The following is a 22,612-nucleotide window of genomic DNA, read 5'->3' as shown; positions in this document are numbered from 1 at the left end:
CGATGCGCAAGGCCCCTCGTCTCTCCCGCTTCAACATCGCCTCGCTGGCGTTGGGTCTGGCATTCCTCTATCTGCCGATCCTCATCCTCGTCATCTATTCCTTCAACGACTCGCGTCTGGTGACGGTGTGGGGCGGCTGGTCGCTGCGCTGGTATCACGAGTTCTTCAATGATCGCGCGATGATCGAGGCGGCGTGGATGAGCCTGCGGGTCGCGGTCTCCTCAGCGACGATTGCCACACTACTCGGCACGCTCGCTGCCGTCGCGCTGTCGCGCGGCGAGCGCTTCCGCGGCCGCACGCTGTTCTCCGGAATGCTCTACGCGCCGCTGGTGATGCCGGAGGTGATCACCGGACTTTCGCTGCTGCTGCTGTTCGTCGCGCTGAACGCCGAGCGCGGCTTCTGGACCGTGACGATCGCCCATACCACGTTGACGATGTGCTTCGTCACCGTGGTCGTGCAGTCCCGCCTCGGCTCGCTCGATCGCTCGCTGGAGGAGGCGGCGATGGACCTCGGCTGCGACCCGGTGCGCGCGTTCCTATCCGTGACGCTGCCGCTGATCGCGCCCGCCATCGTCGCCGGCTGGATGCTGGCGTTCACGCTGTCGCTGGATGATCTCGTGATCGCGAGCTTCACCACGGGGCCGGGCTCGGCCACCTTGCCGATCCGGATCTATTCGGAGGTGCGGCTGGGGGTGAAGCCCGAGATCAACGCGATCTGCACGCTGGCGATCGCCCTGATCGCGGTGGTGATCGTGTTGGCTTCGCTCGCTTCCAAATTGTCGAGTTCGCGTGGCGAGAGCGCGGCGCCGCTGTAGGCGCTGCGGTCATTGCGGGGAAGCTCTTGCGACGAAGCAATCCAGTCTGTCTCTGCCGAGCTGGCCTGGATTTGCCTCGCTGCGCTCGCAATGGCGAAGGATGCCTACGACTTCACCGCGCCTGCCGTGAGGCCGCCCACCATGTAGCGGCGGAAGGCGTAGTAGACCGCGGCCGGCGGCAGCGCGTAAATGAAGCCGGTGGTCATGAGCAGCTCCCACGGCGAATCGTCGGCGGCGAGAAAGTTGCCGAGCGCGACGGGGAGGGTGATCTCGCGGTCGTTCGAGAGCAGCAGGAACGCATAGAGGTACTCGTTCCACGCCAGCAGCACCGCGTAGGTGCCGATCGCGACCAGCGAGGGCATCATCAGCGGCAAATAGACCAGGCGGAAGATCTGCAGCGTCGTCGCGCCGTCCATCACGGCGGCCTCGTCAAGCTCGACCGGCAGCTTGTCGGACGCCTGTTTCAGCACCCAGATCGCATAGGGGCTCGCGATCGTCACCATCGCCAGGATCAGCGACCAGTGATTGTTGAGCAGGCCGTAATTGCCCATGGTGCGGTACATCGGGACGGCGAGGAACGCCGCGGGGATGAAATAGGTGAAGAGCGCAAGGTTCAGCACGGTGCGTCCGCCCGGCACCTTCAATCGCGAGATCGCGAACGCCGCCGAGGTCGCGATCACCAGCGTCAGCACGCCGACGGAGACGGCGATCACCGTCGAATTCCAGAACTGGATGTAGAAGTCGCGCAGGAAGTAGTGCTGCTGCTTGAACACGATCTGGAAATTGTGCAGCGTCGGGTGATCCGGCCACAGCTTGCCCGAGAACGCATCCTCCTTCGGGGAGATCGCGAACAGGAACATGTGATAGATCGGGATCATCGTCCACAGGAAGACGGGAATTCCGATCAGCAGCAGCCGCGCTTCGGTCGCGACGTCGCGCCAGGAAAATTCGCTTACGCCGGGGAGCTTCATCGCGACAACCGTTTCATCATGAAGTACACGAGCGGCAGGACGAACGGCATCGCGCAGACGATGGACGCCATTGCCAGCGAGAGCTGGTCGAGCCTGAGATACCGGATGCCGAGCGTCGCCAGCACGTGCGTGAGGTCGGCAGGTCCCCCGCCGGTGAGCAGATAGACGCTGTTGAAATCCCCTAGCGTCCAGATCATCGAGAGCAGCGTGCAGGTGATGTAGAGCGTCTGCATCGAGGGCCAGGTGATATAGCGGAATTTCTGCCACCAGCTCGCGCCATCCACCTCGGCGGCCTCGAACAGATCGTGCGAGATCGCGAGCCGGCCGGTGATCAGGATCAGCGTCCAGAACGGCAGCGACTTCCAGATATGCACGGCGATTGCCATGGTCAGCGCCACGGTCGGATCGTTCAGCCAGTTCGGGCCGTCATCGCCGGTCAAGGAGAAGATGTAGTGGTTGATCATGCCCCATTCGGGATTGAGCATGAAGCGCACCGACAGGATGGTCGGGATCGACGGCACCGCCCAGGGCAGGATGAAGATCACCGAGAGCCATTTGATCCAGGTGCGCTGCTGGGCGAAGAAGCCGGACAGGAACAGTGCGATCAACATCTTGATGTTGATGCCGATGACCAGGAAGATCAGCGTGTTGACCGCGGCGCGCGCGAAGATCGGATCGTTGTAGAGCGCCACATAATTCGAAGGGGCCCGCGCCAGCCACAACCCGTAGCAGACGGGATAGACGACGAAAGCAAGGAAGACGAGCAGATAGGGCGCGAGAAGGATGATGCCCCAAACCTGCGCCGGGGTCAGCCGCGACGACAAGGGCGGGCCGGGCATTGCCTGATCGCCGGAGAGCGTGATCGCCATTCTTTCGGACTCTTCAAAGAGAAGCCGGCCGCGAGACGCGGCCGGTGTTGTTCTTGCACCCTCTCTCCGTGATGCGGGGAAAGGGGCGGGCGACTTAACCCGCGACCTGCTTGATGCGGGCAATCAGTTCGTCGACCGCCTTGTCGACCGGAACCTTCTCGCTGACGACGCGGTTCATCGCCTTCGCCCACACGTTCTCATTGTTGAGGATCGTGAACTTCCAGTTCTTGGTGAAGTCGAACGCCGCGGTGCCGCCCTTGAACTGCGCGTAGACGGCCTTGCGGTGCTTGTCGGCCTGCCAGAACGGGCTTTCCTGGCTTTCCTTGGTCACCGGGAACCAGCGGCCGAGCGCGCCTTCGATGTACGGACGGACGTTCTCTTCCTGGAGCAGGAAGCTGATGAACTGCTTGGCCTCGGCCTTGTTCTTGGCCGCGGTGAACACCAGTCCGGTCTTGACGTCGGAGCGGTACTTGATGGTCGAACCATCGGGCGCCTTCGGGAAGGACGCCGTGATGATGTCCTGCTCATAGGCCTTCTTGCCGGCGTCGCGCTGTTCCTGGGTAAGGGCCTGGTTCTGCGAGTCCTCGAACCATTTAGCCGCGATGGAGATCGTGAAGTTGTGGGTCATCACGATGGTCTTGTTGTGGAACGCGACGTTGTTGTCCGGGTCCTTCCATGTGGTCGAGGACGGCGGCGTGCAGCCCTTGATGTAGGTGTCGGTATAGTCCTTCATCGCCTTGATCAGGCCGTCGCGGACCTTCGGGTCGTCGACCAGCAGCTTGCCGTCGTCGTCGACCAGCTTGACGTGATAGGCGTCCATGAAGGTGTAGAACGACTGGAAGGAGTCGGTGGATTCCACGCCCATCGGCTGGCCGACGGCGTAGACGCGCTGGCCCGTGGCCTTGCGGATCGCCGGCTGCACCTTGTCGCACCAGAACGTCCAGTAGCCCGCCCAGTCGTTCGGGATGTCGCTCTGCTTGAAGCCGGCCTTCTCCAGCATGTCGTTCCAGATCTGGACGTGCATGCTCTGCTGCTTCAGCGGGAAGCCGTAATAGGCCTTCTTCTTGGCGACGTCGTTGTAGAGGATCGACGCGTCCAGCGTGTTCTGCACGAACCGGCCCTTGATCGGCTCCATGATGTCCGTGAGGTCCTCGAGCTTGCCCTCGTAGGCCCACTTGCCCTGCGCCTGAACGTCATAGGAGTCGGAATAGGCGACATCGGGCACGGTACCGGCGTCGAGCGCAGCGACCGTCTTCGGAATCATGTCCTGGATCGCGTACTGTGACAGTTCCACCTTGATTCCGGTCTTGGCTTCGAACTTTTTGATCGTTTCGATCAGCGCGTCGTCTTCGGACCGATAGAAACCCTTGCCCCACCAGACCGTGATCGTCTTCTGCTGCGCAAAGGCGGGTGCGGTGGCGGCAAAAAGCCCGACCGCAGCGACCGCCAATGATACTGCGCCAATAACCCTGGATCTCACGTTTTTCTCCCTCAAACGGCCGGTGTTTTTAACCGGTCGTATAAAACACTAGCGTAGGATGGTAGCGCAATCAACGCATCTTGTCAGACCCAGATCTTGAGGTGTCGGGCCAGGGCAGTTGCTTGACGCGCGCATCGATCCAATCGCCGCATCAATTCGGCCAGATCAACTCGCGATGTCCGGCCGACGCCGGAGAGGCTCCGCTTCAGTTGAAACTCACCTGCGTCAGCCTAGTTGGACTTGGCGTTCTCTTTGGAATTCTCGGCCGTTGGCGATTCCGCTGGCGCGGGGCGCTTTCCGCTGCCGGTGATGCGCTCGATTGCGGAGCGCACGGCGTCTCCCGCCTTGCGCTCCTTCAGCATGTCGAGCAGCGGCGCGGAGGCTGGCGAGCGGCGGATCAGGCTTTCCGGATCGGGGAAGATCAGCGGATCGTCCCAAGGACCCTGCACAACGAAGGGCAGTTCGAACCCCGACGCGCTGTTGAGGCTGGCCACGCCCTTCATGTCGTATTCGCGCGTCGGCACCGATGCGGTGCCGGTGAGCGTGATCCTGGTCGCCGGCCCTTCCACGCGGATGTCCTCGGCGGTGGCGATACCGTCGGAAAATTTCACCGCGATGGTGAGATTGTTATAAGGCGTCGAGCCGTTGCGGAAATTGCCGCCGCCCGACAGAGGCCGCCGTTCCAGCCGCTTCAGGAGCTGTTCGGCGTTGAAGCCCGCGATCGCGCCATCATGTCCGGTGATGGTAGCGCTGCCGTCGAGCGACTGCACGAGGCCGAATGGGCTCGAGCCGGAGGCGAGGAGCGAGACGTTGATGTTCCCGCGGCCGGACAGCTTGTTGAGGCCGAACAGTTCGGTGGCGCAAGCCTGGAGGTCGACGTCGGTGAACTGGAATTGCGCCTTGATGTCGGCGACCGTATCGGACCGCGCGATGCCGAACGAGCCTTTGGCGATCCCGCCATAGACCTGGGCCTCGCCGACCGAGAGCGCCAATGTGCCATTGCGCAAATTCGCGCCGATCGCGGTGCGGCCGAGCTTCGTCGGTCCGACCGTCAGCTTTGCCGCGGACAGGCGCATGTCGAGGTCGGTGGTCGAGAGCCCGTTGAGATCGAATAGCTGCCTGTTCCAGTCGCGTGCGCCGCTCGCGAGCAGGCGGAACGTGGAGATATAAGGCGTGAAGTCGAGCGCGTCGGCGGCGAGCGTCGCCTGCAGCGTCTGCCGGCCGTTATTGGCGTAGGTCATGACGCCCTCGGCGGCATTGCCGTCGAGCTCGACGTTGACGTTGGTGAGCGCGATCGAGGGGCCGACCACATTGGCGCGCGCCTTCAGCGCGAACCGGCCGAAGCCGCCGCTGCCGGGTTGCGGCTGTCCGGTCCAGCGCAGCGCGTTGCGCAGGGAAGGGCTGTCGACGGTGAGCGTGCCTTCCATCATCGGGCTGGTGCGATTGGCGACGCTGCCGTCAAAGGCGAGCTTGAGCGGCGGGCTGGCGATCCGCGCCTTCAGGCCGGACCGGTCGCCGGAAAGGGCGGCGACGAAATCGGAAAAGCTGATCGAGCCGTCGACGCGCTCGCCGCGCCAGTCGAACTGCCCGGTCGCAGCAAAGGAGCGCGAGATCGAGGGCCAGGCCAACGAAAGGTCGATGTCCTCGAGCTTGTCGGTGGCTTGCGTGGCGACGTCCACGTAATCGAGCACGCCGTCCTGAATCCGGATTTCGGAGAACGAGACCTGATTCTCCGCGCCGGGCTTCATGGTGCGCGCGATGGTCTGGATGAAGGGCGTCCAGTTGCTCTCGCCGTCCGGCTTGAGGCTGACATGGATGCGCGGCCGCAACAGCGTCAGGTCGGCGATCTCGAACCGCTGCAGCAATAGCGGCAACAGCCGCAGGTTTGCGGTGAGCACGTCGACCTGAAGCGCCGGCGTGCTGGTGCCGCCGCCCTTGAGACCGACGTCACGGAAGGAGATGTAGCTTGCCGGAAGCACCGAGATGTCGATGGTGCCTGCGACGCTGAGCTCCAGCCCGGTGACGTTGCGGATCTGCGCTTCGACCGCCTTGCGCAGCGCGTCGCGGTTGATGAGCCAGGAGGTCGCGATCAGGGCGATCAGCGCCATGCCGAGCAGCGCCGCGATCGGCGTCCCCAGGCGCTTCATTCCTTGGGCCATGGTCAATGGCATGTCCTGATCGGGTTGGTCGCTGGCGTTAGAAGGGCTGGCCGGTGAACCTGCGCGCCCACACCCAACCCCCGCAACTTGATGGGTTTTCTTGACGCTTTCAAGGCCGCGGCACGGCTATGCCCACGACGCGGGCAGCTTCTATCACCCAGGGGCGAAGCGGAGAACCCCGTATCATTGACGGCTTCGGACGATTTCGCCTAATAATCGCCGCCAATTAGGCGCGAGGCCTGCGAGCCGAAGGTTCAGTCGAGGTTTTTTGCATGAACAAGGTCTATCCCGACGCCAAGTCGGCTCTTGAGGGCATTCTCAAAGACAACATGATGATCATGTCGGGCGGTTTCGGCCTCTGCGGCATTGCCGAGGAGCTGTCGGACGCGATCCGCGAATCCGGTGTCAAGGGCCTGACGGTGGTCTCCAACAATGCCGGAGTCGACGGCATCGGCCTCAGCCGCCTTCTCGAAACCCGCCAGATCAAGAAGATGATCTCGTCCTACGTGGGCGAGAACAAGCTGTTCGCCCAGCAATTCCTGGCCGGCGAGCTGGAACTCGAATTCAATCCGCAGGGCACGCTGGCCGAGCGCATCCGCGCAGGCGGCGCCGGCATCCCGGCTTTCTACACCAAGACCGGCGTAGGCACGCTGATCGCCGAAGGCAAGGAAGTGAAGGAATTCGACGGCGAGAAGTACCTGATGGAGCGCGGCCTGTTCGCCGACCTTGCCATCGTGCACGCCTGGAAGGGCGACACCGCCGGCAACCTCATCTACCGCAAGACCGCGCGCAACTTTAACCCGATGATGGCGACGGCCGCGAAGATCACCGTGGCCGAGGTCGAGCATCTGGTTCCGGCCGGCGAACTCAATCCCGACCACATTCACACGCCGGGCATCTTCGTGAAGCGCATCGTCGAGGTCGGTACGGCCAAGAAGCGCATCGAATTCCGCAACACGCGCCCGCGTCCGACGACGGCGCCGGCGGCTGGCACTGGAGTTGAAATCTGATGGCCTGGACCCGTGAACAGATGGCCGCGCGCGCCGCAAAGGAATTGCGCGATGGCTACTACGTCAATCTCGGCATCGGCATCCCGACGCTGGTCTCGAACTACATTCCCGACGGCATGGACGTTTCCTTGCAGAGCGAGAACGGCATGCTCGGCATGGGTCCATTCCCCTATGAGGGCGAAGAGGATCCTGATCTGATCAACGCGGGCAAGCAGACCGTCAGCGAGCTGCCCTCGACTTCCTATTTCTCCAGCGCCGATTCCTTCGGCATGATCCGCGGCGGCCACATGGATCTCTCCATCCTTGGCGCGATGCAGGTGGCCCAGAACGGCGATCTCGCCAATTGGATGATCCCTGGCAAGATGGTCAAGGGCATGGGTGGCGCGATGGATCTCGTCGCCGGCGTCAAGCGCGTCATCGTGGTGATGGAACATTCGGCCAAGGACGGTCCGAAGCTGCTGAAGCAGTGCAACCTGCCGCTGACGGGCGAGCGCGTGGTCGACATGGTCGTGACCGATCTCGCCGTCTTCACCATCGACAAGCACGGCAGCGGCGGCATGGCGCTGATCGAGCTCGCCGACGGCGTTTCGCTCGACGAGGTCAAGGCCAAGACCGAAGCCGAATTCCGCGTCGCGCTGAAGAACACGTAAGCGGAAAACGCTGGGTCGCGCATTCACAAACTGTCTGCGCGTCCTCACGATTCTGATTCAGTGCAGCCATCCCGTGAAGGCCGGCCGTGGCGGCCGTTCGATCAATCACGAACTCCCCGAAGTGCCGTATCGCGCCATCAGGTTGGGCGATGACCACTTAACGGGTCGAGGCGCCACGAATGACAATGTCCCCATGCCTTCAAGCGGGGCCGCTCGGCACTTCGGAGAACCGGGTCAGCCAGGCAACCGGGCCGATGCTGGCCGCGATGATCAGGAGGGCCGCCAGCGCGCCGTCCTCGAAATTGCCTCGGCTTGCGAACTGGTAGATCGACGTCGACAGCGTTTCGACGTTGAGGGGCCGCAAGAGCAGCGTTGCCGGCAGCTCCTTCAGGCAGTCGACGAACATGATGATGATGGCGCCGAGCATCGCGGGCCGGAGCAGCGGCAGATAGATCTGTCTCAACATGACCGCCTGGCCTGCGCCGACCGTGCGCGCGCTCTCGTCATAGTCGCGCGGAATGCTGTCGAACCCGGCCTTGATCATGCCGACCGGGACGGCCAGAAAACGGATCGTATAGGCGATGACGACGGCCGTCCCCGAGCCGACCAGCAACAGCCCGGGCAGCGAAAATCCGGTCCAGGTGGCGACCGCGCTCAGCGCGTTATCGACCGCGAGTACGGGGGTCAGCAGGCCGAGGGCAATCACGAGGCCCGGCAGCGCGTATCCGGTCTGCGCGATGCTCATCGCCACATATCGCAGAGGATCCGGCCGAAAGCGGTGCGCAATGGTCGTGGCGAGCGCAAGTATCAGCGCCATGGCCGTCGCGAGCGCTGCAAAGGCAAACGAATGGAAGGTGTGGCGCCACAGGAGCGGATCGAAATTTGCAAGCAGTCCGCGGCCAAGAGCCTGATGCGCCAGATAGAGCAGCGGCACGATGAAGCCGATCAGCGCCGGCAGCAGGCAGACCGCGAACGCAGTCCACGCTCTTGCGCCCGAAAGCGGGGTCCGCTGCCTCACATGGGGGCTTTCGGCCGAGAATTCGATGTTGGCGTTGCGGCGGCCGTAGCGCTCCATCGCGATCAGGCCGGCGACGATCGCAAGCATCAGGCAGGCGAGTTGCGCAGCACCGGCAAGGCTGCCGCGGTTGAGCCAGGTGGTGAAGATCGAGACCGTCAGGGTGCGGATGCCGAGATATTCGCTCGCGCCGATGTCGTTGAGCGTTTCCAGCGCGACCAGCGCCACGCCGACCGCCAGCGCCGGCCGCGCCATGGGCAGTGAAACGCGCCACAAGATGGTCCATCGGCCGGCGCCGAGCGTCGTCGCCGCTTCCGCGAATTCGGCTGACTGAACCTGGAACGTCGCACGCGCCGAGAGATAGACGTAAGGGTAGAGCACGAGCCCGATCACGAAGATGGCGCCCGGCAGCGAGCGGAGGTTGGGCAGAAGGCCGAGCGCATCGCCCAGCGGCAGCCAGATCGCCAGGGTGCGATGCACCAGGCCGAGCGGCTCGAACAGATCGGCATAGACGTACGCCGCAAGATACGTCGGAATCGCCAGCGGCAGCGGCATCAGCCACAGGAGCATGCCCCGGCCGGGAAAATCGTGGCGCGACATCACCCACGCAGTGCCGGCGCCGATCAGAAGTGTGAGCGCGCCGACCCCGATGAGCAGAAGGGCAGTGTCGAGGAGGGCGGCCGGCAACACGTAGTTGATCAGGTCGTGCCACACATCGGACGCCGGCTGCAAAGCCAGCGAAACGATCGAGATCACGGGCGCCGCGACCAGGATCGCGGCTGCGACTGCGATGGCGGTTGCGGTTGCGGCGTGCACACGGCCTCTCGAGCGAGGCCGTGTGCTCGTTGCTTCTACCAGTTTGACAGACGAGGGCTGCCAGAGATCAGTTGTCAAAGCCGACCTTGTCCACCAGCGAGGCCGCAGCCTTGCGGTTGGCGGCGATCTTTGCGATCGGCAACGGATCGGGGCCGAGCTTGCCGTAGCCCGCGATGGTGGAGTTGACGGCGACGCCGGCGCGGACCGGATATTCGTAGTTCTGGTCGGCATACATCTGCTGCGCCTGCTCGCTGACGAGCCACTCGATCAGCTTGATGGCGTTGGCCTTGTTGGGCGCGTGCTTGGCGAGCAGCACGCCCGAGAGGTTGACGTGGGTGCCGCCGCCTTCGAAGGTCGGCAGAATGACGCGCGTCGCTTCCGCCCACGGCTTCTTCTCGGGATCGTTGTTCATCATCAGCGCCCAGTAATAGGTGTTGCCGATGCCGATATCGCACTTGCCTGCGGCGACGTCACGCGCGGCTTCACGATCGCCGCCCGACGGCTTTTGCGCGAGATTGGCTTTCACGCCCCGCAGCCATTCCTCGGTCTTGGCCTCGCCGTGCTTTGCCGTGTAGGCCGCGAACAGCGCGTTGTTGTAGATGTGCTGGCCCGAGCGGATGCAGATCTTGCCCTTCCACTTGGGGTCGGCAAGCTCCTCATAGGTGATCTTGTCCTGCTTGACGCGATCCTTCGAGGCATAGATCACGCGCGCGCGCATGGAGATGCCGGCCCAGTGTCCGTCCGGATCACGATACTGCGCCGGCACGACCTTATCGACCACTTCCGACTTGATCGGCTGGGTGACGCCGGCCTGGACGGCCTCGTCGATGCGGCCGATATCCACCGTCAGCAGCACGTCGGCCGGACTGTTGGCGCCTTCCGCCTTCATGCGCTGCTCCAGACCGGAGCTTGCGGAGACGACATTGACCTTGATGCCCGTATCCTTGCTGAAGGCATCGAACAGCGGCTGGATCAGCTTGGTCTCGCGATAGGTATAGACGTTGACCGCGCCATTGTCGGCGGCTGCTTTCGACACGAAGGCCGAGGTCAGGCTCAGCACCGCCGCGGACGCGGCGAGGACACGAAGATTGATCATAAGGGCTCCCAGGCGGGCAATTGAACGCCTCACTGAGTAGCGCAGACAGTGCGGCAAAGTCAGCGACGCGATGTCGCGAAGAGACATGACTTAGAGTGATTCCAATAATAGTTTAGACTCGTTCTAAGAGGCGGCGACTATCGTGGGGAAACGGCGGGCAGCTATGATCTTGCCGGCCACGCCTTGCTCAGGCGCTTCGACACGCTGACCAGCCACGACGTCTGCTCGCGGACCAGGCGGAAGCCGAGATTGGCGGGCGGCACGCCCTGGGCGCAGCCGCCGGCGCGGGCATCGCGAACGAAGTCGGTGACATAGGCGCGGTGGGCGCCCTCGGCGACACGAACCCCGCAGTTCACGGTCGGGCGGATCGCGTTGCCGGCCTCGTCGACGCGCGAGCGCACGAAGCAGGTCGACGTCCATTCCCAGACGTTGCCGGAGACGCCTTCGAGGCCGTGCTCGTTCAGGCCGAACTTGCCGAACGGATGGGCGGCGGTGTCGGAAGCGTCGCGCTCGGACTCGCGCTCGTAGCGGCTGATCCAGCGCTTTGACGGATCGCTTGCATCGACCGGCACGCCGTCGTCCTTGAAGCGGCTGCCGGCGCCGAATGCCCATTCCTCGTCGCTGGGAAGTCGATAATGCTTGCCGGTCTTGCGCGACAACCAGCCCGCATAGGCTTCGGCGTCATACCAGTTCACCTGGACCGCAGGACGATCCGGCGCGATGACGACGTCGCGGCCCAAAGCGCGGCATGCGCCATCCCGCACGCAGAGCTGAAAGTCGGCGGACGAGACCTGCTCGCGCATGATGTGCAGCGGCCGGTCGAACCGGAGTGTGCGCAGCGGCGCTTCTGCCTGCTGCCCGCCGCGCGTGAAGTCGCCGGCCTCGCGATACAGGAAGCTGCCCGCGGCGACCTCGACAATCGCCGGCTCTTCTTGCGCGGCGTGTGTCTTCATCTCCGACATGAGAGGCGCAACGGCGAGCGGCCCTGCAAGCCCGGCCGCGCAGGCAAGCACCAGCTTCAGCTTGAATGCGATCAGCATGATGGTCCTCCGAAAGAGGGGCCGGCTGTCTGCCGGCCCCTCTCGCCTGGTCAGTTGATCTTGCGACCGGTCTGCAGGGCGCCTTGTGTCTGCGGCGGGATCTCCGCCGGCGCCTTCACCTGGGTCATCAGATCGTCGTTCCACTTGCCTTCGACCTTGAAGTGCGCGGTGGCGCCGAGATCGGCCGCCTCGATCAGATTATGCGTGACATAGGCGTAGATGCCGGGCTGCTGGAACTTGTACAGCGCAGCTCCCGCCGAACCGCCGCGGATGAACCAGGTCTCGAGCCCGACCTCGGGTGCATTGCCGAACTTGCCGGTCTCCCAGACATAATCGCCATGGCCGCCGATCAGATGCGGACGGCTGTCGCGATTGGCCTGCGAATGCACGATCAGCACGTTCTCGCCGACCTTGGCGGTGAGCGCATTCTTGCCGGTGAGCGCGCCAACCTTGCCGTTGAACACGACATGGGTCGGGATCAGCTTCTTCATCACCTCTTCGGTCTCGGTGAAGGCTTCGCCCGGCGAGTCGTAGGACTTGAAATTGCCCTTCTCGTCGCGCGGCACGTACATGTCCTGCTCGCCGATATAGTAGACCTTGTCGTATTTCAGCGCTCGGCCCTTGCCGTCGTTCAGCCCGTCGCGCGGCAGCACCATCACGGCACCGTTCATGCCGGAGACGACGTGCCAGGGGATCATCGGGCCGCCCGGTGCGCAGTGATAGACGAACACGCCGGTCTTGGTCGCCTTCCAGCGCAGCACGACCTGCTCGCCGGGATTGATGAGCGTGAGCTCGCCGCCACCGAGCGCTCCGGTCGCGGAATGGAAGTCGATGTTGTGCGGCATGCTGTTGGTCGCGGGATTGACCAGCGTCAGCTCGACGTAGTCACCCTCGTGCACGACCATCAGCGGTCCCGGCATCGAGCCGTTGAACGTCATGGCCTGGAAGGTGGTGCCCTTCTCGTCGATGACGACCTTCTTCTCCTCGACCGTCATCTTGAACTCGACGATCTTGGGACCCTGCGTCGTGGCCTGCTCGTGCGCGTGCACGAACGGCGGAGCGACCAGCTCGACCTTCTGGCGCGGCAACTTGAGATCGCTTGCGGCGAAAGCCGGGGCCGCCAACATCAGGGCGGTGGCGGCGGCGCTGATCAATGCGGCTCTGCGGGTGAACATCGGAAGCATCCTTCATGTGAAAAGATTTGATGACGGATGCAGTGTGCGCCGATCGCGGCAAGCGTGTTTGCGCTGCGACAAGCTTTCGCCGTGATTCACCTCCGCAACGGTACTTAGGCGTCGCGGTGAAGTAGTATCGCCGATACCGCGTTGATCGATTCCGGCGCCGTGATGCGGACGTCGAGGCTCAGCAAACAGCAGCCGGACAGCGGTGTCGACATTCTGACATGCTGACATGCGACTGATCGTTGCCGACGCCTCGGGCGTCGCGGTTACCAGTTGCCATGCGGTGTGCAGGATTGCCGGGCGTGACCGCCACCGCGTCTGTGCTCAGCGGCGACTCGTTCGCATCTTCAAGTGGGGTGGGCATTTCGACCCGACCGGCGAGGCGATGACGTTGGCTGTCGTCTCTTCGCAGAGGCGGCCGACACTGGCCTGCGACCGTTGCGGTGCGTGGTCCATGCGACCGACCGTCGTAGCGCAACTTATTAGATGAGCTGCACGGCAAGCCAGACCGTTCCCCAGATCGCCAGCGACAACACGGCGAAGACGGCAATCGCGGCGGCCAGCGCGCGCACGATGCCGGCAGTGGCCGGTGTGGCCGGAGCCGGACGGAAGTCGTCGAAACGCGGGATATGACCGCGGACGTCGAGCAGGGAGAGAATGAGTTCGAGTGCAAAAAGCCTCATGGCAGACGCTCCGGATGGCTGCGCAGAATGGCCCCAATCATCCCCGGGAACCGGCCGTTCCGCTTTGCGCCACCGCAAAGTCGCTTCCGCGCATCCGGGTTAATTGAACTCATTCCGTGATTTGCCGCGATCTATGCTCGCGGCGGGAATTTACGAATGGGTAAGATATGAGAGCTGATCTTGCGGCGATCTACGGCGAGGAACGTCTCCCGCGCTACACGAGCTACCCGACCGCACCGCACTTTACGTCGGCGATCGGTCCGGAGACGTACGCCCGGTGGTTGGCGGAGCTGCCGGCGGGGGCCAGCGCGTCACTTTACCTGCACGTGCCGTTCTGCCGGGAGATGTGCTGGTACTGCGGCTGTCATACCCAGATCGTCCGTCGTGACGAGCTCATCGTCGGCTATCAGCGGACGCTGCTTCGCGAGATCGGGCTTGCCGCCGAGACCATCGGCCGTCGCATCAAGGTCGAGCACATTCATTTCGGCGGCGGCACGCCGACGATCATGGCACCGGAGGCCTTCGCCGAACTGATGGCGGTGATGCGCCAGAAATTCTTCGTGCTGCCTTCGGCCGAAATCGCGGTCGAGATCGATCCGCGTACCTTGACGGCGGACATGGTCGAGGCCATGCGGCTCTCGGGCGTCAACCGTGCGAGCCTGGGCGTCCAGAGCTTCGATCCCGTCGTGCAGCGGGCAATCAACCGGGTGCAGAGCTTCGAGCAGACGGCTGCCGTGGTCGAGATGCTCCGCCGCGCCGGCATCGAGGGAATCAATTTCGACTTGATCTACGGGTTGCCGCACCAGACGGTAGCTTCGTGTCTGGATACGGTGCGGCGCAGCCTCGCGCTCGCGCCCGACCGCTTCTCTGTGTTCGGCTATGCTCACGTGCCTGATTTCAAGAAGCACCAGCGCATGATCAACGCGGCCGTGCTGCCCGACGGCCTTGCGCGCCACGACCAGGCCTGCGCGATCGCGAATGCGCTGAAGGAGGCCGGCTACGTGCAGATCGGGCTCGATCATTTCGCGCGTCCCGGTGATTCCATGGCGGTGGCGTACGAGCAGCGGACGCTGCGGCGAAATTTTCAGGGCTACACCACCGACACGAGCGAAACTCTGCTCGGCTTTGGCGCGAGCGCGATCGGACATCTGCCGCAGGGCTATGTCCAGAACGAGGTGCAGATCGGCGCCTATGCGCAGAGCATCGCCGCTGGCCGCCTCGCCACCGCGAAGGGCTACGGGCTCACCGACGACGACCGGTTGCGCGCCGACATCATCGAACGCATCATGTGCGAGTTCAGTGCCGATCTCGGCGACATCTGCGCGCGCCATGGCGCGGAGCCAGGCGCGATGCTGAAATCGGCGGCGCGTCTGAAGCCGCTGATCTCCGACGGCGTGGTGAGGCTGGACGGCGACAGGCTCGCTGTCGCCAAGGATTCGCGCTTCCTGGTGCGCAGCGTCGCTGCTGCATTCGACGCGCATCTGGATCCGGGAAAGCAGCTGCATAGCCGCGCGGTGTAGGGTCTCTCGCCCGTCATTCCCTGCGCACCCTTGGTGCGAGCCCGTAGTCCATTGTTCCACGTCATCCACAGCACGGTGCATTCCGGGTTCGCGCTTCGCGCACCCCGGAATGACAAGCCAGCTTGCGCTTCAACAAAGAGACTTCCGCCCACGCCGCTATCGTCAGCCGGGAACGGAGTTGTCCATGTCCTTCGGATTTGACGATCTGGTCGATGACATCATGCAAACGGCGCCGCACACGATTCGCGTGTTTCTCGCCTTCAGGATGGCTTGTGTCGGCTGTCCGATCGCGACCTTCCACACCGTGGATGACGCCTGCCGCGAGCATGGCATCGACCGCGAAAAATTCCTCGCCGCATTGAGCGATTGCGTGCCGGCGTGAGCCGGTCTGGAATTCGTGCGGGCGCGCGCGGGTTCCCGGATGAGGAAGCGCTTTCGCCGTACGCGGAAGCGCCCCTCACCAAGGCTTGGGGAGGGGATGCTTCGGCTCTCAGGCCGCGCCGCTGTCGGCGCTCCGCTCCGCCAGCACGACGATCTTGTGCGGCTCGCGCAGGATGATGCGCTGACGCCCGCTTTCGACGAGGCCCTGGCTCTCCCAGCCACTCAGGATGCGGCTGACGGTGTGCAGCGTGGTGCCGGTCATCTGCGCAATGTCCTGGCGGCTGATCGGAAAGTCGATCTCGATGCCATGGTCGAGTTTCTTGCCGGATTGCTTGGCGAGACGGAGCAGCGCGTGCGCGACGCGTTGCTCGACCTGCTTGGTCGACATTTCCAGGATGCGGGTGTGGCTTTCCTGCAGGCGCGCACCGACGGTCTGGAGTGTGTTGGCGGCGAGCGCCGGAAACCGCTCGACCAGGCGCGGCCAGGCCGAGGTCGGCCAGATCAGCACCACGCTGTCATCGACCGCCATCGCCGTTGCCGGGTAACGCGCGGCTCCGATTGCCATCGCGAGCCCGAACGTTTCGCCGGGCCCGACATAGCGGACCACGATCTGCTCGCCGGTCGGCGTGGTCTTGGCCGCACGGACATGGCCGTGCAGCAGCAGGAAGAAGGACTGTGCGTCGGCGCCCTGCTCGAAGATGGCGGTGTTCTTGGGATAGCGTGCCGAGCGGGCCTCACGCAGGATCTCATCGAGGGCGTCCGGCGTCACTCCGGCAAACAGCGGCAAATGCGCAACCAGCGATGTGTCGACCTTGGCCATTCTGTCTCCTTGGCGCTCGGGAGTGTGATGGCACCTGCAACCGTCAGGTAGTTTGCGTTAGCGCAAAACGGGCCGACCGGATGGCGGTATTTTTCCAATCAACGATCTGAATCTACTGGAGTTGACCCATGGCTGGCGCTCGATCCCGCAATTTTGCGGGCTGGCCGCTGTTTGCGAACAGCTTTAGGCCCTTTTTCCTGCTTGCCGCCATCCAGGCAGCGCTGTCGATCCTGGCCTGGCTGCCGATGTTCTATGGCGAATTGTCGGTGAGTTCCGCATTCGCGCCGCGCGACTGGCACATCCACGAGATGCTTTATGGCTTCCTGCCCGCCGTGATCACCGGATTTCTGTTCACGGCCATCCCGAACTGGACAGGGCGGCTGCCGATCCAGGGTACGCCATTGGGCGTGCTGCTGGCGGTCTGGCTCGCCGGGCGTGTCGTTGTGACGGTGTCGGCGAATACAGGCTGGACATTTGCGCTGCTCGTCGATGCCGCCTTCCTCGCATTGGTCGTCGCCGCCGCGACGCGCGAGATCATCGCGGGCGGCAATTGGCGCAACCTGCCGGTAGTGGGGCTGGTGCTCGCTCTGCTCGCAGGCAACATCGCCTTTCATGTCGAAGCGCATTACGCGGGAGCGGCCGACGTCAGCATCCGCGTCGGCATCAGCGTGGTCGTTCTGTTGATCGCGTTGATCGGCGGCCGCATCATTCCGAGCTTCACCCGCAACTGGCTGGTCAAGTTCAATCCCGGCCGCCTGCCCGTGCCGTTCGGACGCTTCGACGGAGCAGTGATCGGATGCAGTGCGCTCGCGCTCATCACGTGGATCGTGGCGCCATTGAATGCCGTCACGGGCATCCTGATGGCACTCGTCGGCGGACTGCATGTGGTGCGGCTTGCGCGCTGGGCCGGTGATCGCACCTCCCGCGAGCGGCTGCTCGTGATCCTGCATGTCGGCTATTCCTTCGTGCCGTTGGGCTTTGTCCTCAATGCCATCGCCGGTTTCGGTGAGCTGCCGCCAAGCGCCGGCATCCACGCCTGGATGGCGGGTGCGGCGGGAACCATGACGCTCGCGGTGATGACCCGCGCGAGCCTCGGCCATACCGGACAGGCCTTGACGGCTTCGCCGGCAATCCAGGGAATCTATGCTGCGATCGTGATCGCGGCTCTGACCCGGGTCGCTGCCGTGATGTGGCCTGCGCACGGCGATGCGCTGCTGCAAATCGCTGCCTGCGGCTGGATCGTTGCGTTCCTTGGCTTCGCGATTGCCTTCGGTCCGTTGCTGGCCGGTCGTCCCCGGCGCGCTCTGGCCGTCATGGGCGTGCCGTCGCCGGCACGCTGAGCCCATGCTACCGACGCCGCGGGGATTTCAGCCGGTTTCACCGCGTCTCGCCCCTGGCCTTGAAGGCCGCCGGGCAAAGCGTTCAGCGGTCACGGGGCCGCCTTAGCGGCGTCCCACCGAAGCCTCAATCGAACCAGTTCCTTCCCTGCCGCGTCCAATCACGATGGCGAGGCATTTCATCGCGCGCGCCCGGCTGGAAGCGCGGTGGTACTGGCAGGAGGGACTTTATGCGCATCACCGCAAAATGGTTGGCAACCACGAGCTTGGTCCTCGTGACCTTTGCCGTCGCATCTGGATCGTGGGCGGCGAACGTGGATACCAATTCGGCGATCGACACGGTCACCGTCTATCCCGACGGGGCCACCGTCACCCGCGTCATTTCCTTGGATCTCGTCTCCGGTGACTCGACGCTGGTCGTAAGGGATTTTCCGCTCTCGCTAGATCCGTCGTCCCTCCGCGTCGAAGGCGAGGCGGGTGCCAAGCTCACCATCGGCACGATCGATGCGCGGCCGCCGAAGGCGGCGCCGCCGGTCAATCTGCCCGAACTCGACAAGCGTATCGAAGCGCTGAAGGACCAGCGCGCGGACCTGCAAGGCGCAATCGAATCGGCCGCAGCGCGACGCAAATTCGCGCAGCATTTCGCCGAAACCTCTCCCGCCGGACTTGGCGACAAGGGCGAGGCGAGGCCGATCACCGAGTGGCGCGCCGCCTTTGCGGCGGTCGGGGAGGAGGTCGCGATCGCGGACACCACCATCCGCGAGGCCACGCGAAAACAGCGCGAACTCGATCGTCAGATCGCGCAGCTGGAGGCCGAGCGCTCGGCCAAGCCGCCAAACAAGCTGGAAGTGCGAATCGATGTCGCCTCGGCCGCCCCGACCAAGGCGACGCTGCGCGTGACCTACACGGTGCGCAGCGCACGCTGGACGCCGCTTTACGATGCCCGGCTCGACACCGGAGCCAAGGACCGTAAGCCGCAGCTCGAACTGGTGCGCCGTGCGGAGGTCACGCAGTCGACCGGTGAGGACTGGTCCAACGTGACACTTGGCGTCTCCACGGTCCGCATCAGCCGCGGCGGCAGTGCTCCGGAGCTGAACTCGCTGGTTGCGCAATATCCGCAAGTCCCCAAGCCGCTGGCGCTCGGCACGGCGTCCGATCTGGCGCGGCCGGCTCCGATGACGCGCCAGGCGCAATCGCCGTCGATGGCCAAGATCGCCGAGGCGGCCGAGTCGCGCGAGCGCGCCGACGAGCAACAGGCCGTCGCCGAGATCGGCGATTTCCAGGCCACCTTCAAAATTCCGGGCCGCGTCAGCCTCGGCGCCGCCGAGGGCGCCAAGAGCCTCCGTATCGCCTCGATGAATGTTCCCGCCGATCTCGCAGTGCGCGCGGCACCGGTGCTCGACCCGACCGCCTTCCTCGAAGCCAGCTTCAAGCAGACCGATGACACGACCCTGCTGCCCGGCAAGGTCGCGATCTACCGCGACGGCATCTTCGTCGGCCGCGGCAAGATCACGGCGTCCGCCAGGGACGACATCGTGCGCCTCGGCTTCGGCGCCGACGAGAAGGTCAAAATCCAGCGGGCCGTGCTCAAGCGAAACGAAGGCTCGGCAGGTCTCCTGGTGACGACGTCGAAGACCGACGAGCGCTCGTTCAGGACCACGATCCGCAATGGCCATGACTTCCCGATCAAGGTGGCGATCGAGGATCAGTTGCCGGTCAGCGAGAACGAGGACATCGTGGTCGAGATGCTGCCCTCGAGCACTCAGCCCACCGCAACCAACATCCGCGACAAGCGCGGTGTGCTGGAATGGTCGTTCGACGCCAAGCCCGGCGAGATCAAGGACATCAACTTCGCTTGGCGCATCCGCTGGCCGAAAGACAAGAGCGTGGTCATCGTGCCGGCAGGTTAGGTCGTTGTGTCCTCACCTCTCCCGGAGGGAGAGGTGAGGCGCCGCCCGCATCGATTGCGGCAGCACGAAAGGCACTCCGCCGCCGTCCTGATGCACGACGGCATCGATCTCGAAGATATCCCGGATGGTCTCGCGTGTGACAATCTCCGCGCGCGGCCCGTCGGCGGCGAGCTTGCCGCCGGCCAGCACGACGAGGCGGTCGGCGAAGCGGATCGCGAGATTGAGATCGTGCAGGATCGCGATCACGGCGGTGCCGGCGGCTGCGCGGCGGCGCGCCGCTTCGACGAGGTCGATCTGGTGACGCAGATCGAGGCTTGAGGTCGGCTCGTCCAGCAGCAGCAGCCCAGGCCCATGCTCGGCCTCGCCGCAGGCGAGTTGCACCAGCACGCGGGCGAAATGGGCGCGCTGCTGCTCGCCGCCCGACAGCGTCGGCAATTGCCGTTCGCGGAAATGTGCGAGGCCGACTTCGTCCAGTGCGGCGTCGACGAGCGGCGCAGCATCACGAAGGCTGCGCTCGCCTGCTCCCATCAGCACGACCTCCTCGACCGTGAACGGGAAGGTGACGTTGATGTGTTGAGAGAGCATCGCGCGTCGCGCGGCAAGCTCGCGCGGCGTGAAGCTGCCGATGTCGCGCTGCATCAGGCGCACCTCGCCTGCGCTCGGGCGGAGATCGCCGGAAAGCAGCCGCAGCAGCGTCGACTTGCCGGCCCCGTTCGGGCCGATGATGGCGACCATTTCACCCTCTGCCACCGTCAGGCTGGCGCCATCGAGCAGCGTCGCCCGGCCGGCGCGCTTGCTCAGGTGTCGCGCCTCGATTACGACGGTCATAGCGCGGTGAGCCCGCGCTGGCGCAGCAGGATGAAGAGAAAGACGGGCGCGCCGACGGCCGCGGTCAGGATACCGATCGGCATCTCGGCCGGGGCCACGATGGTGCGCGCCAGCGTGTCGGCGCCGACCATGAGGACCGCGCCGAGCAGCACCGAGGCCGGCAGCAGCAGCCGATGCGCCGGCCCGATCACGAGGCGGAGCAGGTGCGGCACGACGATGCCGACGAAGCCGATGACGCCGCTGATCGACACGGCAACGCCGGTCATGGCGGAAACCATGACGATCGAGATCCGCTTCAGACGCTCGACGTCGACCCCGCCGTGAAAGGCGTCGGCCTCGCCGAGCACCAGCAGATCGAGACCGCGCGCGATGAGGGCGCAAGCTGCGAGTCCGATGACGAGGACCGGCGCGAGCACGGCGGCCTTGGTCCACGTCGCGCCGCTCATCGAGCCGAGCATCCAGAACGTGATGTCGCGGAGCTGACGATCGTCGGCGATGAAGACGAGCAGGCCGATGCCGGCATTGGCGATGGCGGTGATGGCGACGCCGGCGAGCAGGAATACTGCGATCGAGGTCCGCCCCGAGCGGCTGGAGATGCCGTAGAGAATTGCGGTGGTCGCCAGCGAGCCTGCGAAGGCCGCGAGCGGCAACAGCTCGGTCTGAAGAAAGCGCACCGCCTCGCCGAAGCGCGAATCGGTGAAGACGATCGCGCTTGCGGCCGCGAGCGCGCCGCCGCTGGAAACGCCGACCAGGGCCGGATCGGCAAGCGGGTTGCGAAACAGCCCCTGCATGATCGCGCCGGCCGCCGCGAGCAGACCGCCGATCATCGCGGTCGCGGCGATCCGGGGGATGCGGATCGACCACAGCACGAGCTGGTCGCGGGCGGTCATGGCAGTGTTCTCGCCGGCAATCCCGAGCGCGGCAGGCAGGCGGGAGAGGGGGATGCCGGCGGCACCGACCGTCAGCGCGACGATTGCGGCGAGCAACAGCACCACGAGCAGAAGGGAGATCGCGAACGAAGCAGACCGCCGTCCGCCGCTTCGTCGCGGGCTCCGTTGTGCGATCCCGACAGCCACGCTCATTGGCGGCAGTTCGCGGCTGACAGAGCCGACGTGAAGGTGCCCCGGTCTGCCAACGCCGGGTAGAGTTTGACCGAGAGATCGCGTGCCGCGGCTGCCGTCCGCGGCCCGAAGCCGAGCAGATAGAGCCCGTCCATGCTGACGAAGCTCTTGTTGGCCGCAACCGGCGTCAGTGCGAATCCGGGATGGGCATAGATTGCTTCGGCCTGGAGCGAATCCTTGCCGCGCTCGATCGACAGCACGACGTCGGGCTTTGCGGCCACGATGGCCTCGTCGCCGATGATCTTGTAACCGTCGTAATCGTCGACGGCGTTGGCAGCGCCGGCGAGCTGGATAATCTCGTCGGCCGCAGTCTTGTGGCCGGCAACCATCGCCCGCCCGTTCTGGAGCGACATCACGAACATCACGCGGACCGGCTTCGTCACCTTGGCGCGCAGCGCGCGGAGTTGCGCAAGATCGGCCGCGACCGCGGCGCTCAGGCATTCGGCTCGCTCGTCGACGCCCATGGCATGGCCGACCAGCTTGATCTTCTCGATCAGGCCGTCCTCGGAGAAAGTCTCGGGCACCAGCACCAGAGGCACCTTTGCCGCCTCCAGGATCTCCATGGTCTCGCGCGGGCCCGATCCCTGGATTGCCAGGATCAGCGTGGGGTTGAGCCCCAGCACGCCCTCCGCGGAGATCTGGCGCATGTAGCCGACGTTCGGTTTGTCGTGCAGCGCCGCCGGCGGATAGAGGCTCGTGGTGTCGACACCGACCAGCCGGTTCTCCAATCCGAGCGCATAGAGGATCTCGGTGATGGCGCCACCGATCGAGACCGTGCGCGCGAAGTCGTTGACGGCGATGTCGCGATTGCGCGCATCATGCACGATGATACCGGCGGCATGCGCACCGGACACGAGCGCGAACGTGCAGGAAAGTGCGACGCTTGCAAGGGTGCGACAAAATGCCATTG

20 protein-coding genes are annotated in these 22,612 nt (G+C 64.6%); 7 read left to right on the top strand and 13 right to left on the bottom strand.

All coding sequences use genetic code 11. The features are described from left to right. Positions 1-2: 2 nt before the first annotated feature. On the top strand, positions 3-815 hold the full coding sequence (locus ASG57_RS09215) for an ABC transporter permease (protein WP_024337669.1): 813 nt from the start codon (positions 3-5) through the stop codon (positions 813-815). A 104-nt stretch (positions 816-919) separates the two neighbouring features. Here ASG57_RS09215 and ASG57_RS09210 read toward each other — a convergent pair whose 3' ends face one another. From ASG57_RS09210 to ASG57_RS09195, 4 genes are all read right to left on the bottom strand, one after another. Next, positions 920-1,786, bottom strand: coding sequence for a carbohydrate ABC transporter permease (locus ASG57_RS09210; protein ID WP_024337670.1), 867 nt, complete (start codon positions 1,784-1,786; stop codon positions 920-922). Further along, the gene (locus tag ASG57_RS09205) at positions 1,783-2,655 is read right to left on the bottom strand and encodes a carbohydrate ABC transporter permease (RefSeq protein ID WP_024337671.1); all 873 of its coding nucleotides are present in this window, start codon (positions 2,653-2,655) and stop codon (positions 1,783-1,785) included. Before ASG57_RS09205 ends, ASG57_RS09210 begins: the two co-directional genes overlap by 4 nt. A 94-nt stretch (positions 2,656-2,749) precedes the next feature. Next, positions 2,750-4,135, bottom strand: coding sequence for an ABC transporter substrate-binding protein (locus tag ASG57_RS09200; protein WP_057196116.1), 1,386 nt, complete (start codon positions 4,133-4,135; stop codon positions 2,750-2,752). A gap of 230 nt (positions 4,136-4,365) precedes the next feature. Continuing rightward, a complete protein-coding gene (locus ASG57_RS09195) occupies positions 4,366-6,294 on the bottom strand; it encodes an AsmA family protein (protein ID WP_024337673.1) in 1,929 nt (642 codons plus the stop codon). Between the two features lie 272 nt (positions 6,295-6,566). Between ASG57_RS09195 and ASG57_RS09190 the strand changes: the two genes are divergently transcribed. Both ASG57_RS09190 and ASG57_RS09185 read left to right on the top strand, forming a co-directional pair. Further along, positions 6,567-7,304 carry a CoA transferase subunit A gene (locus tag ASG57_RS09190; protein ID WP_024337674.1) on the top strand — a complete coding sequence of 246 codons (738 nt, stop codon included), beginning with the start codon at positions 6,567-6,569 and terminating at the stop codon, positions 7,302-7,304. Further along, positions 7,304-7,954: a CoA transferase subunit B gene (locus ASG57_RS09185; RefSeq protein ID WP_024337675.1), complete on the top strand. Its 651-nt coding sequence runs from the start codon at positions 7,304-7,306 to the stop codon at positions 7,952-7,954. The genes ASG57_RS09190 and ASG57_RS09185 overlap by 1 nt, the downstream gene beginning before the upstream one ends. 199 nt (positions 7,955-8,153) lie before the next feature. Here the strand turns inward: ASG57_RS09185 and ASG57_RS09180 are convergent, their stop codons facing one another. The 5 genes from ASG57_RS09180 to ASG57_RS09160 form a co-directional block, all read right to left on the bottom strand. After that, positions 8,154-9,785: an ABC transporter permease gene (locus tag ASG57_RS09180; RefSeq protein WP_024337676.1), complete on the bottom strand. Its 1,632-nt coding sequence runs from the start codon at positions 9,783-9,785 to the stop codon at positions 8,154-8,156. A gap of 67 nt (positions 9,786-9,852) precedes the next feature. Continuing rightward, positions 9,853-10,881 carry a Fe(3+) ABC transporter substrate-binding protein gene (locus ASG57_RS09175; protein WP_024337677.1) on the bottom strand — a complete coding sequence of 343 codons (1,029 nt, stop codon included), beginning with the start codon at positions 10,879-10,881 and terminating at the stop codon, positions 9,853-9,855. A 161-nt stretch (positions 10,882-11,042) separates the two neighbouring features. Then, positions 11,043-11,921 carry an SUMF1/EgtB/PvdO family nonheme iron enzyme gene (locus ASG57_RS09170; RefSeq protein WP_057196115.1) on the bottom strand — a complete coding sequence of 293 codons (879 nt, stop codon included), beginning with the start codon at positions 11,919-11,921 and terminating at the stop codon, positions 11,043-11,045. 50 nt (positions 11,922-11,971) lie between these two features. Then, positions 11,972-13,096 (bottom strand): copper-containing nitrite reductase, encoded by a 1,125-nt coding sequence (gene nirK / locus ASG57_RS09165; protein ID WP_024337679.1) that lies wholly within the window; start codon positions 13,094-13,096, stop codon positions 11,972-11,974. Between the two features lie 488 nt (positions 13,097-13,584). Then, positions 13,585-13,785, bottom strand: coding sequence for a hypothetical protein (locus tag ASG57_RS09160; RefSeq protein ID WP_024337680.1), 201 nt, complete (start codon positions 13,783-13,785; stop codon positions 13,585-13,587). 167 nt (positions 13,786-13,952) lie between these two features. Between ASG57_RS09160 and hemN the strand changes: the two genes are divergently transcribed. Both hemN and ASG57_RS09150 read left to right on the top strand, forming a co-directional pair. Further along, positions 13,953-15,305 carry an oxygen-independent coproporphyrinogen III oxidase gene (gene hemN / locus ASG57_RS09155; protein ID WP_024337681.1) on the top strand — a complete coding sequence of 451 codons (1,353 nt, stop codon included), beginning with the start codon at positions 13,953-13,955 and terminating at the stop codon, positions 15,303-15,305. 184 nt (positions 15,306-15,489) lie between these two features. Beyond that, on the top strand, positions 15,490-15,687 hold the full coding sequence (locus ASG57_RS09150; RefSeq protein ID WP_024337682.1) for a DUF1858 domain-containing protein: 198 nt from the start codon (positions 15,490-15,492) through the stop codon (positions 15,685-15,687). A 108-nt stretch (positions 15,688-15,795) separates the two neighbouring features. On the opposite strand, the gene ASG57_RS09145 is transcribed toward ASG57_RS09150, so the two are convergent. Further along, on the bottom strand, positions 15,796-16,506 hold the full coding sequence (locus ASG57_RS09145; RefSeq protein WP_024337683.1) for a Crp/Fnr family transcriptional regulator: 711 nt from the start codon (positions 16,504-16,506) through the stop codon (positions 15,796-15,798). Between the two features lie 128 nt (positions 16,507-16,634). On the opposite strand from ASG57_RS09145, the gene ASG57_RS09140 reads away from it, so the two are divergent. Beyond that, entirely contained in the window at positions 16,635-17,846 is a 1,212-nt protein-coding gene (locus ASG57_RS09140; protein ID WP_024337684.1) for an NnrS family protein, read from the top strand. A gap of 227 nt (positions 17,847-18,073) precedes the next feature. After that, the gene (locus tag ASG57_RS09135) at positions 18,074-19,753 is read left to right on the top strand and encodes a mucoidy inhibitor MuiA family protein (RefSeq protein WP_024337685.1); all 1,680 of its coding nucleotides are present in this window, start codon (positions 18,074-18,076) and stop codon (positions 19,751-19,753) included. 12 nt (positions 19,754-19,765) lie between these two features. On the opposite strand, the gene ASG57_RS09130 is transcribed toward ASG57_RS09135, so the two are convergent. The 3 genes from ASG57_RS09130 to ASG57_RS09120 are packed head-to-tail and all read right to left on the bottom strand — an operon-like array spanning position 19,766 to position 22,610. Then, positions 19,766-20,581: a heme ABC transporter ATP-binding protein gene (locus ASG57_RS09130; protein WP_057196114.1), complete on the bottom strand. Its 816-nt coding sequence runs from the start codon at positions 20,579-20,581 to the stop codon at positions 19,766-19,768. Further along, entirely contained in the window at positions 20,578-21,663 is a 1,086-nt protein-coding gene (locus ASG57_RS09125; RefSeq protein ID WP_057196113.1) for a FecCD family ABC transporter permease, read from the bottom strand. The genes ASG57_RS09130 and ASG57_RS09125 overlap by 4 nt, the downstream gene beginning before the upstream one ends. Continuing rightward, the gene (locus ASG57_RS09120; protein ID WP_057196112.1) at positions 21,660-22,610 is read right to left on the bottom strand and encodes a heme/hemin ABC transporter substrate-binding protein; all 951 of its coding nucleotides are present in this window, start codon (positions 22,608-22,610) and stop codon (positions 21,660-21,662) included. The genes ASG57_RS09125 and ASG57_RS09120 overlap by 4 nt, the downstream gene beginning before the upstream one ends. Positions 22,611-22,612 lie beyond the last annotated feature (2 nt).

The sequence above is a fragment of the Bradyrhizobium sp. Leaf396 genome, assembly GCF_001424605.1.
GTDB lineage: Bacteria > Pseudomonadota > Alphaproteobacteria > Rhizobiales > Xanthobacteraceae > Bradyrhizobium > Bradyrhizobium japonicum_C.
The sequence above is the reverse complement of the archived record's forward strand: the minus strand, read 5'-3'. Positions and strand labels throughout refer to the sequence as shown.

Coding starts and splice junctions, on each gene's coding strand:
- hemN (WP_024337681.1), top strand. CDS start 13,953: ATGAGAGCTGATCTTGCGGCGATCTACGGCGAGGAACGTCTCCCGCGC.
- ASG57_RS09135 (WP_024337685.1), top strand. CDS start 18,074: ATGCGCATCACCGCAAAATGGTTGGCAACCACGAGCTTGGTCCTCGTG.
- ASG57_RS09150 (WP_024337682.1), top strand. CDS start 15,490: ATGTCCTTCGGATTTGACGATCTGGTCGATGACATCATGCAAACGGCG.
- ASG57_RS09215 (WP_024337669.1), top strand. CDS start 3: ATGCGCAAGGCCCCTCGTCTCTCCCGCTTCAACATCGCCTCGCTGGCG.
- ASG57_RS09130 (WP_057196114.1), bottom strand. CDS start 20,581: ATGACCGTCGTAATCGAGGCGCGACACCTGAGCAAGCGCGCCGGCCGG.
- ASG57_RS09185 (WP_024337675.1), top strand. CDS start 7,304: ATGGCCTGGACCCGTGAACAGATGGCCGCGCGCGCCGCAAAGGAATTG.
- ASG57_RS09145 (WP_024337683.1), bottom strand. CDS start 16,506: ATGGCCAAGGTCGACACATCGCTGGTTGCGCATTTGCCGCTGTTTGCC.
- ASG57_RS09160 (WP_024337680.1), bottom strand. CDS start 13,785: ATGAGGCTTTTTGCACTCGAACTCATTCTCTCCCTGCTCGACGTCCGC.
- ASG57_RS09120 (WP_057196112.1), bottom strand. CDS start 22,610: ATGGCATTTTGTCGCACCCTTGCAAGCGTCGCACTTTCCTGCACGTTC.
- ASG57_RS09210 (WP_024337670.1), bottom strand. CDS start 1,786: ATGAAGCTCCCCGGCGTAAGCGAATTTTCCTGGCGCGACGTCGCGACC.
- ASG57_RS09140 (WP_024337684.1), top strand. CDS start 16,635: ATGGCTGGCGCTCGATCCCGCAATTTTGCGGGCTGGCCGCTGTTTGCG.
- nirK (WP_024337679.1), bottom strand. CDS start 13,096: ATGTTCACCCGCAGAGCCGCATTGATCAGCGCCGCCGCCACCGCCCTG.
- ASG57_RS09195 (WP_024337673.1), bottom strand. CDS start 6,294: ATGGCCCAAGGAATGAAGCGCCTGGGGACGCCGATCGCGGCGCTGCTC.
- ASG57_RS09190 (WP_024337674.1), top strand. CDS start 6,567: ATGAACAAGGTCTATCCCGACGCCAAGTCGGCTCTTGAGGGCATTCTC.
- ASG57_RS09175 (WP_024337677.1), bottom strand. CDS start 10,881: ATGATCAATCTTCGTGTCCTCGCCGCGTCCGCGGCGGTGCTGAGCCTG.
- ASG57_RS09170 (WP_057196115.1), bottom strand. CDS start 11,921: ATGCTGATCGCATTCAAGCTGAAGCTGGTGCTTGCCTGCGCGGCCGGG.
- ASG57_RS09125 (WP_057196113.1), bottom strand. CDS start 21,663: ATGAGCGTGGCTGTCGGGATCGCACAACGGAGCCCGCGACGAAGCGGC.
- ASG57_RS09205 (WP_024337671.1), bottom strand. CDS start 2,655: ATGGCGATCACGCTCTCCGGCGATCAGGCAATGCCCGGCCCGCCCTTG.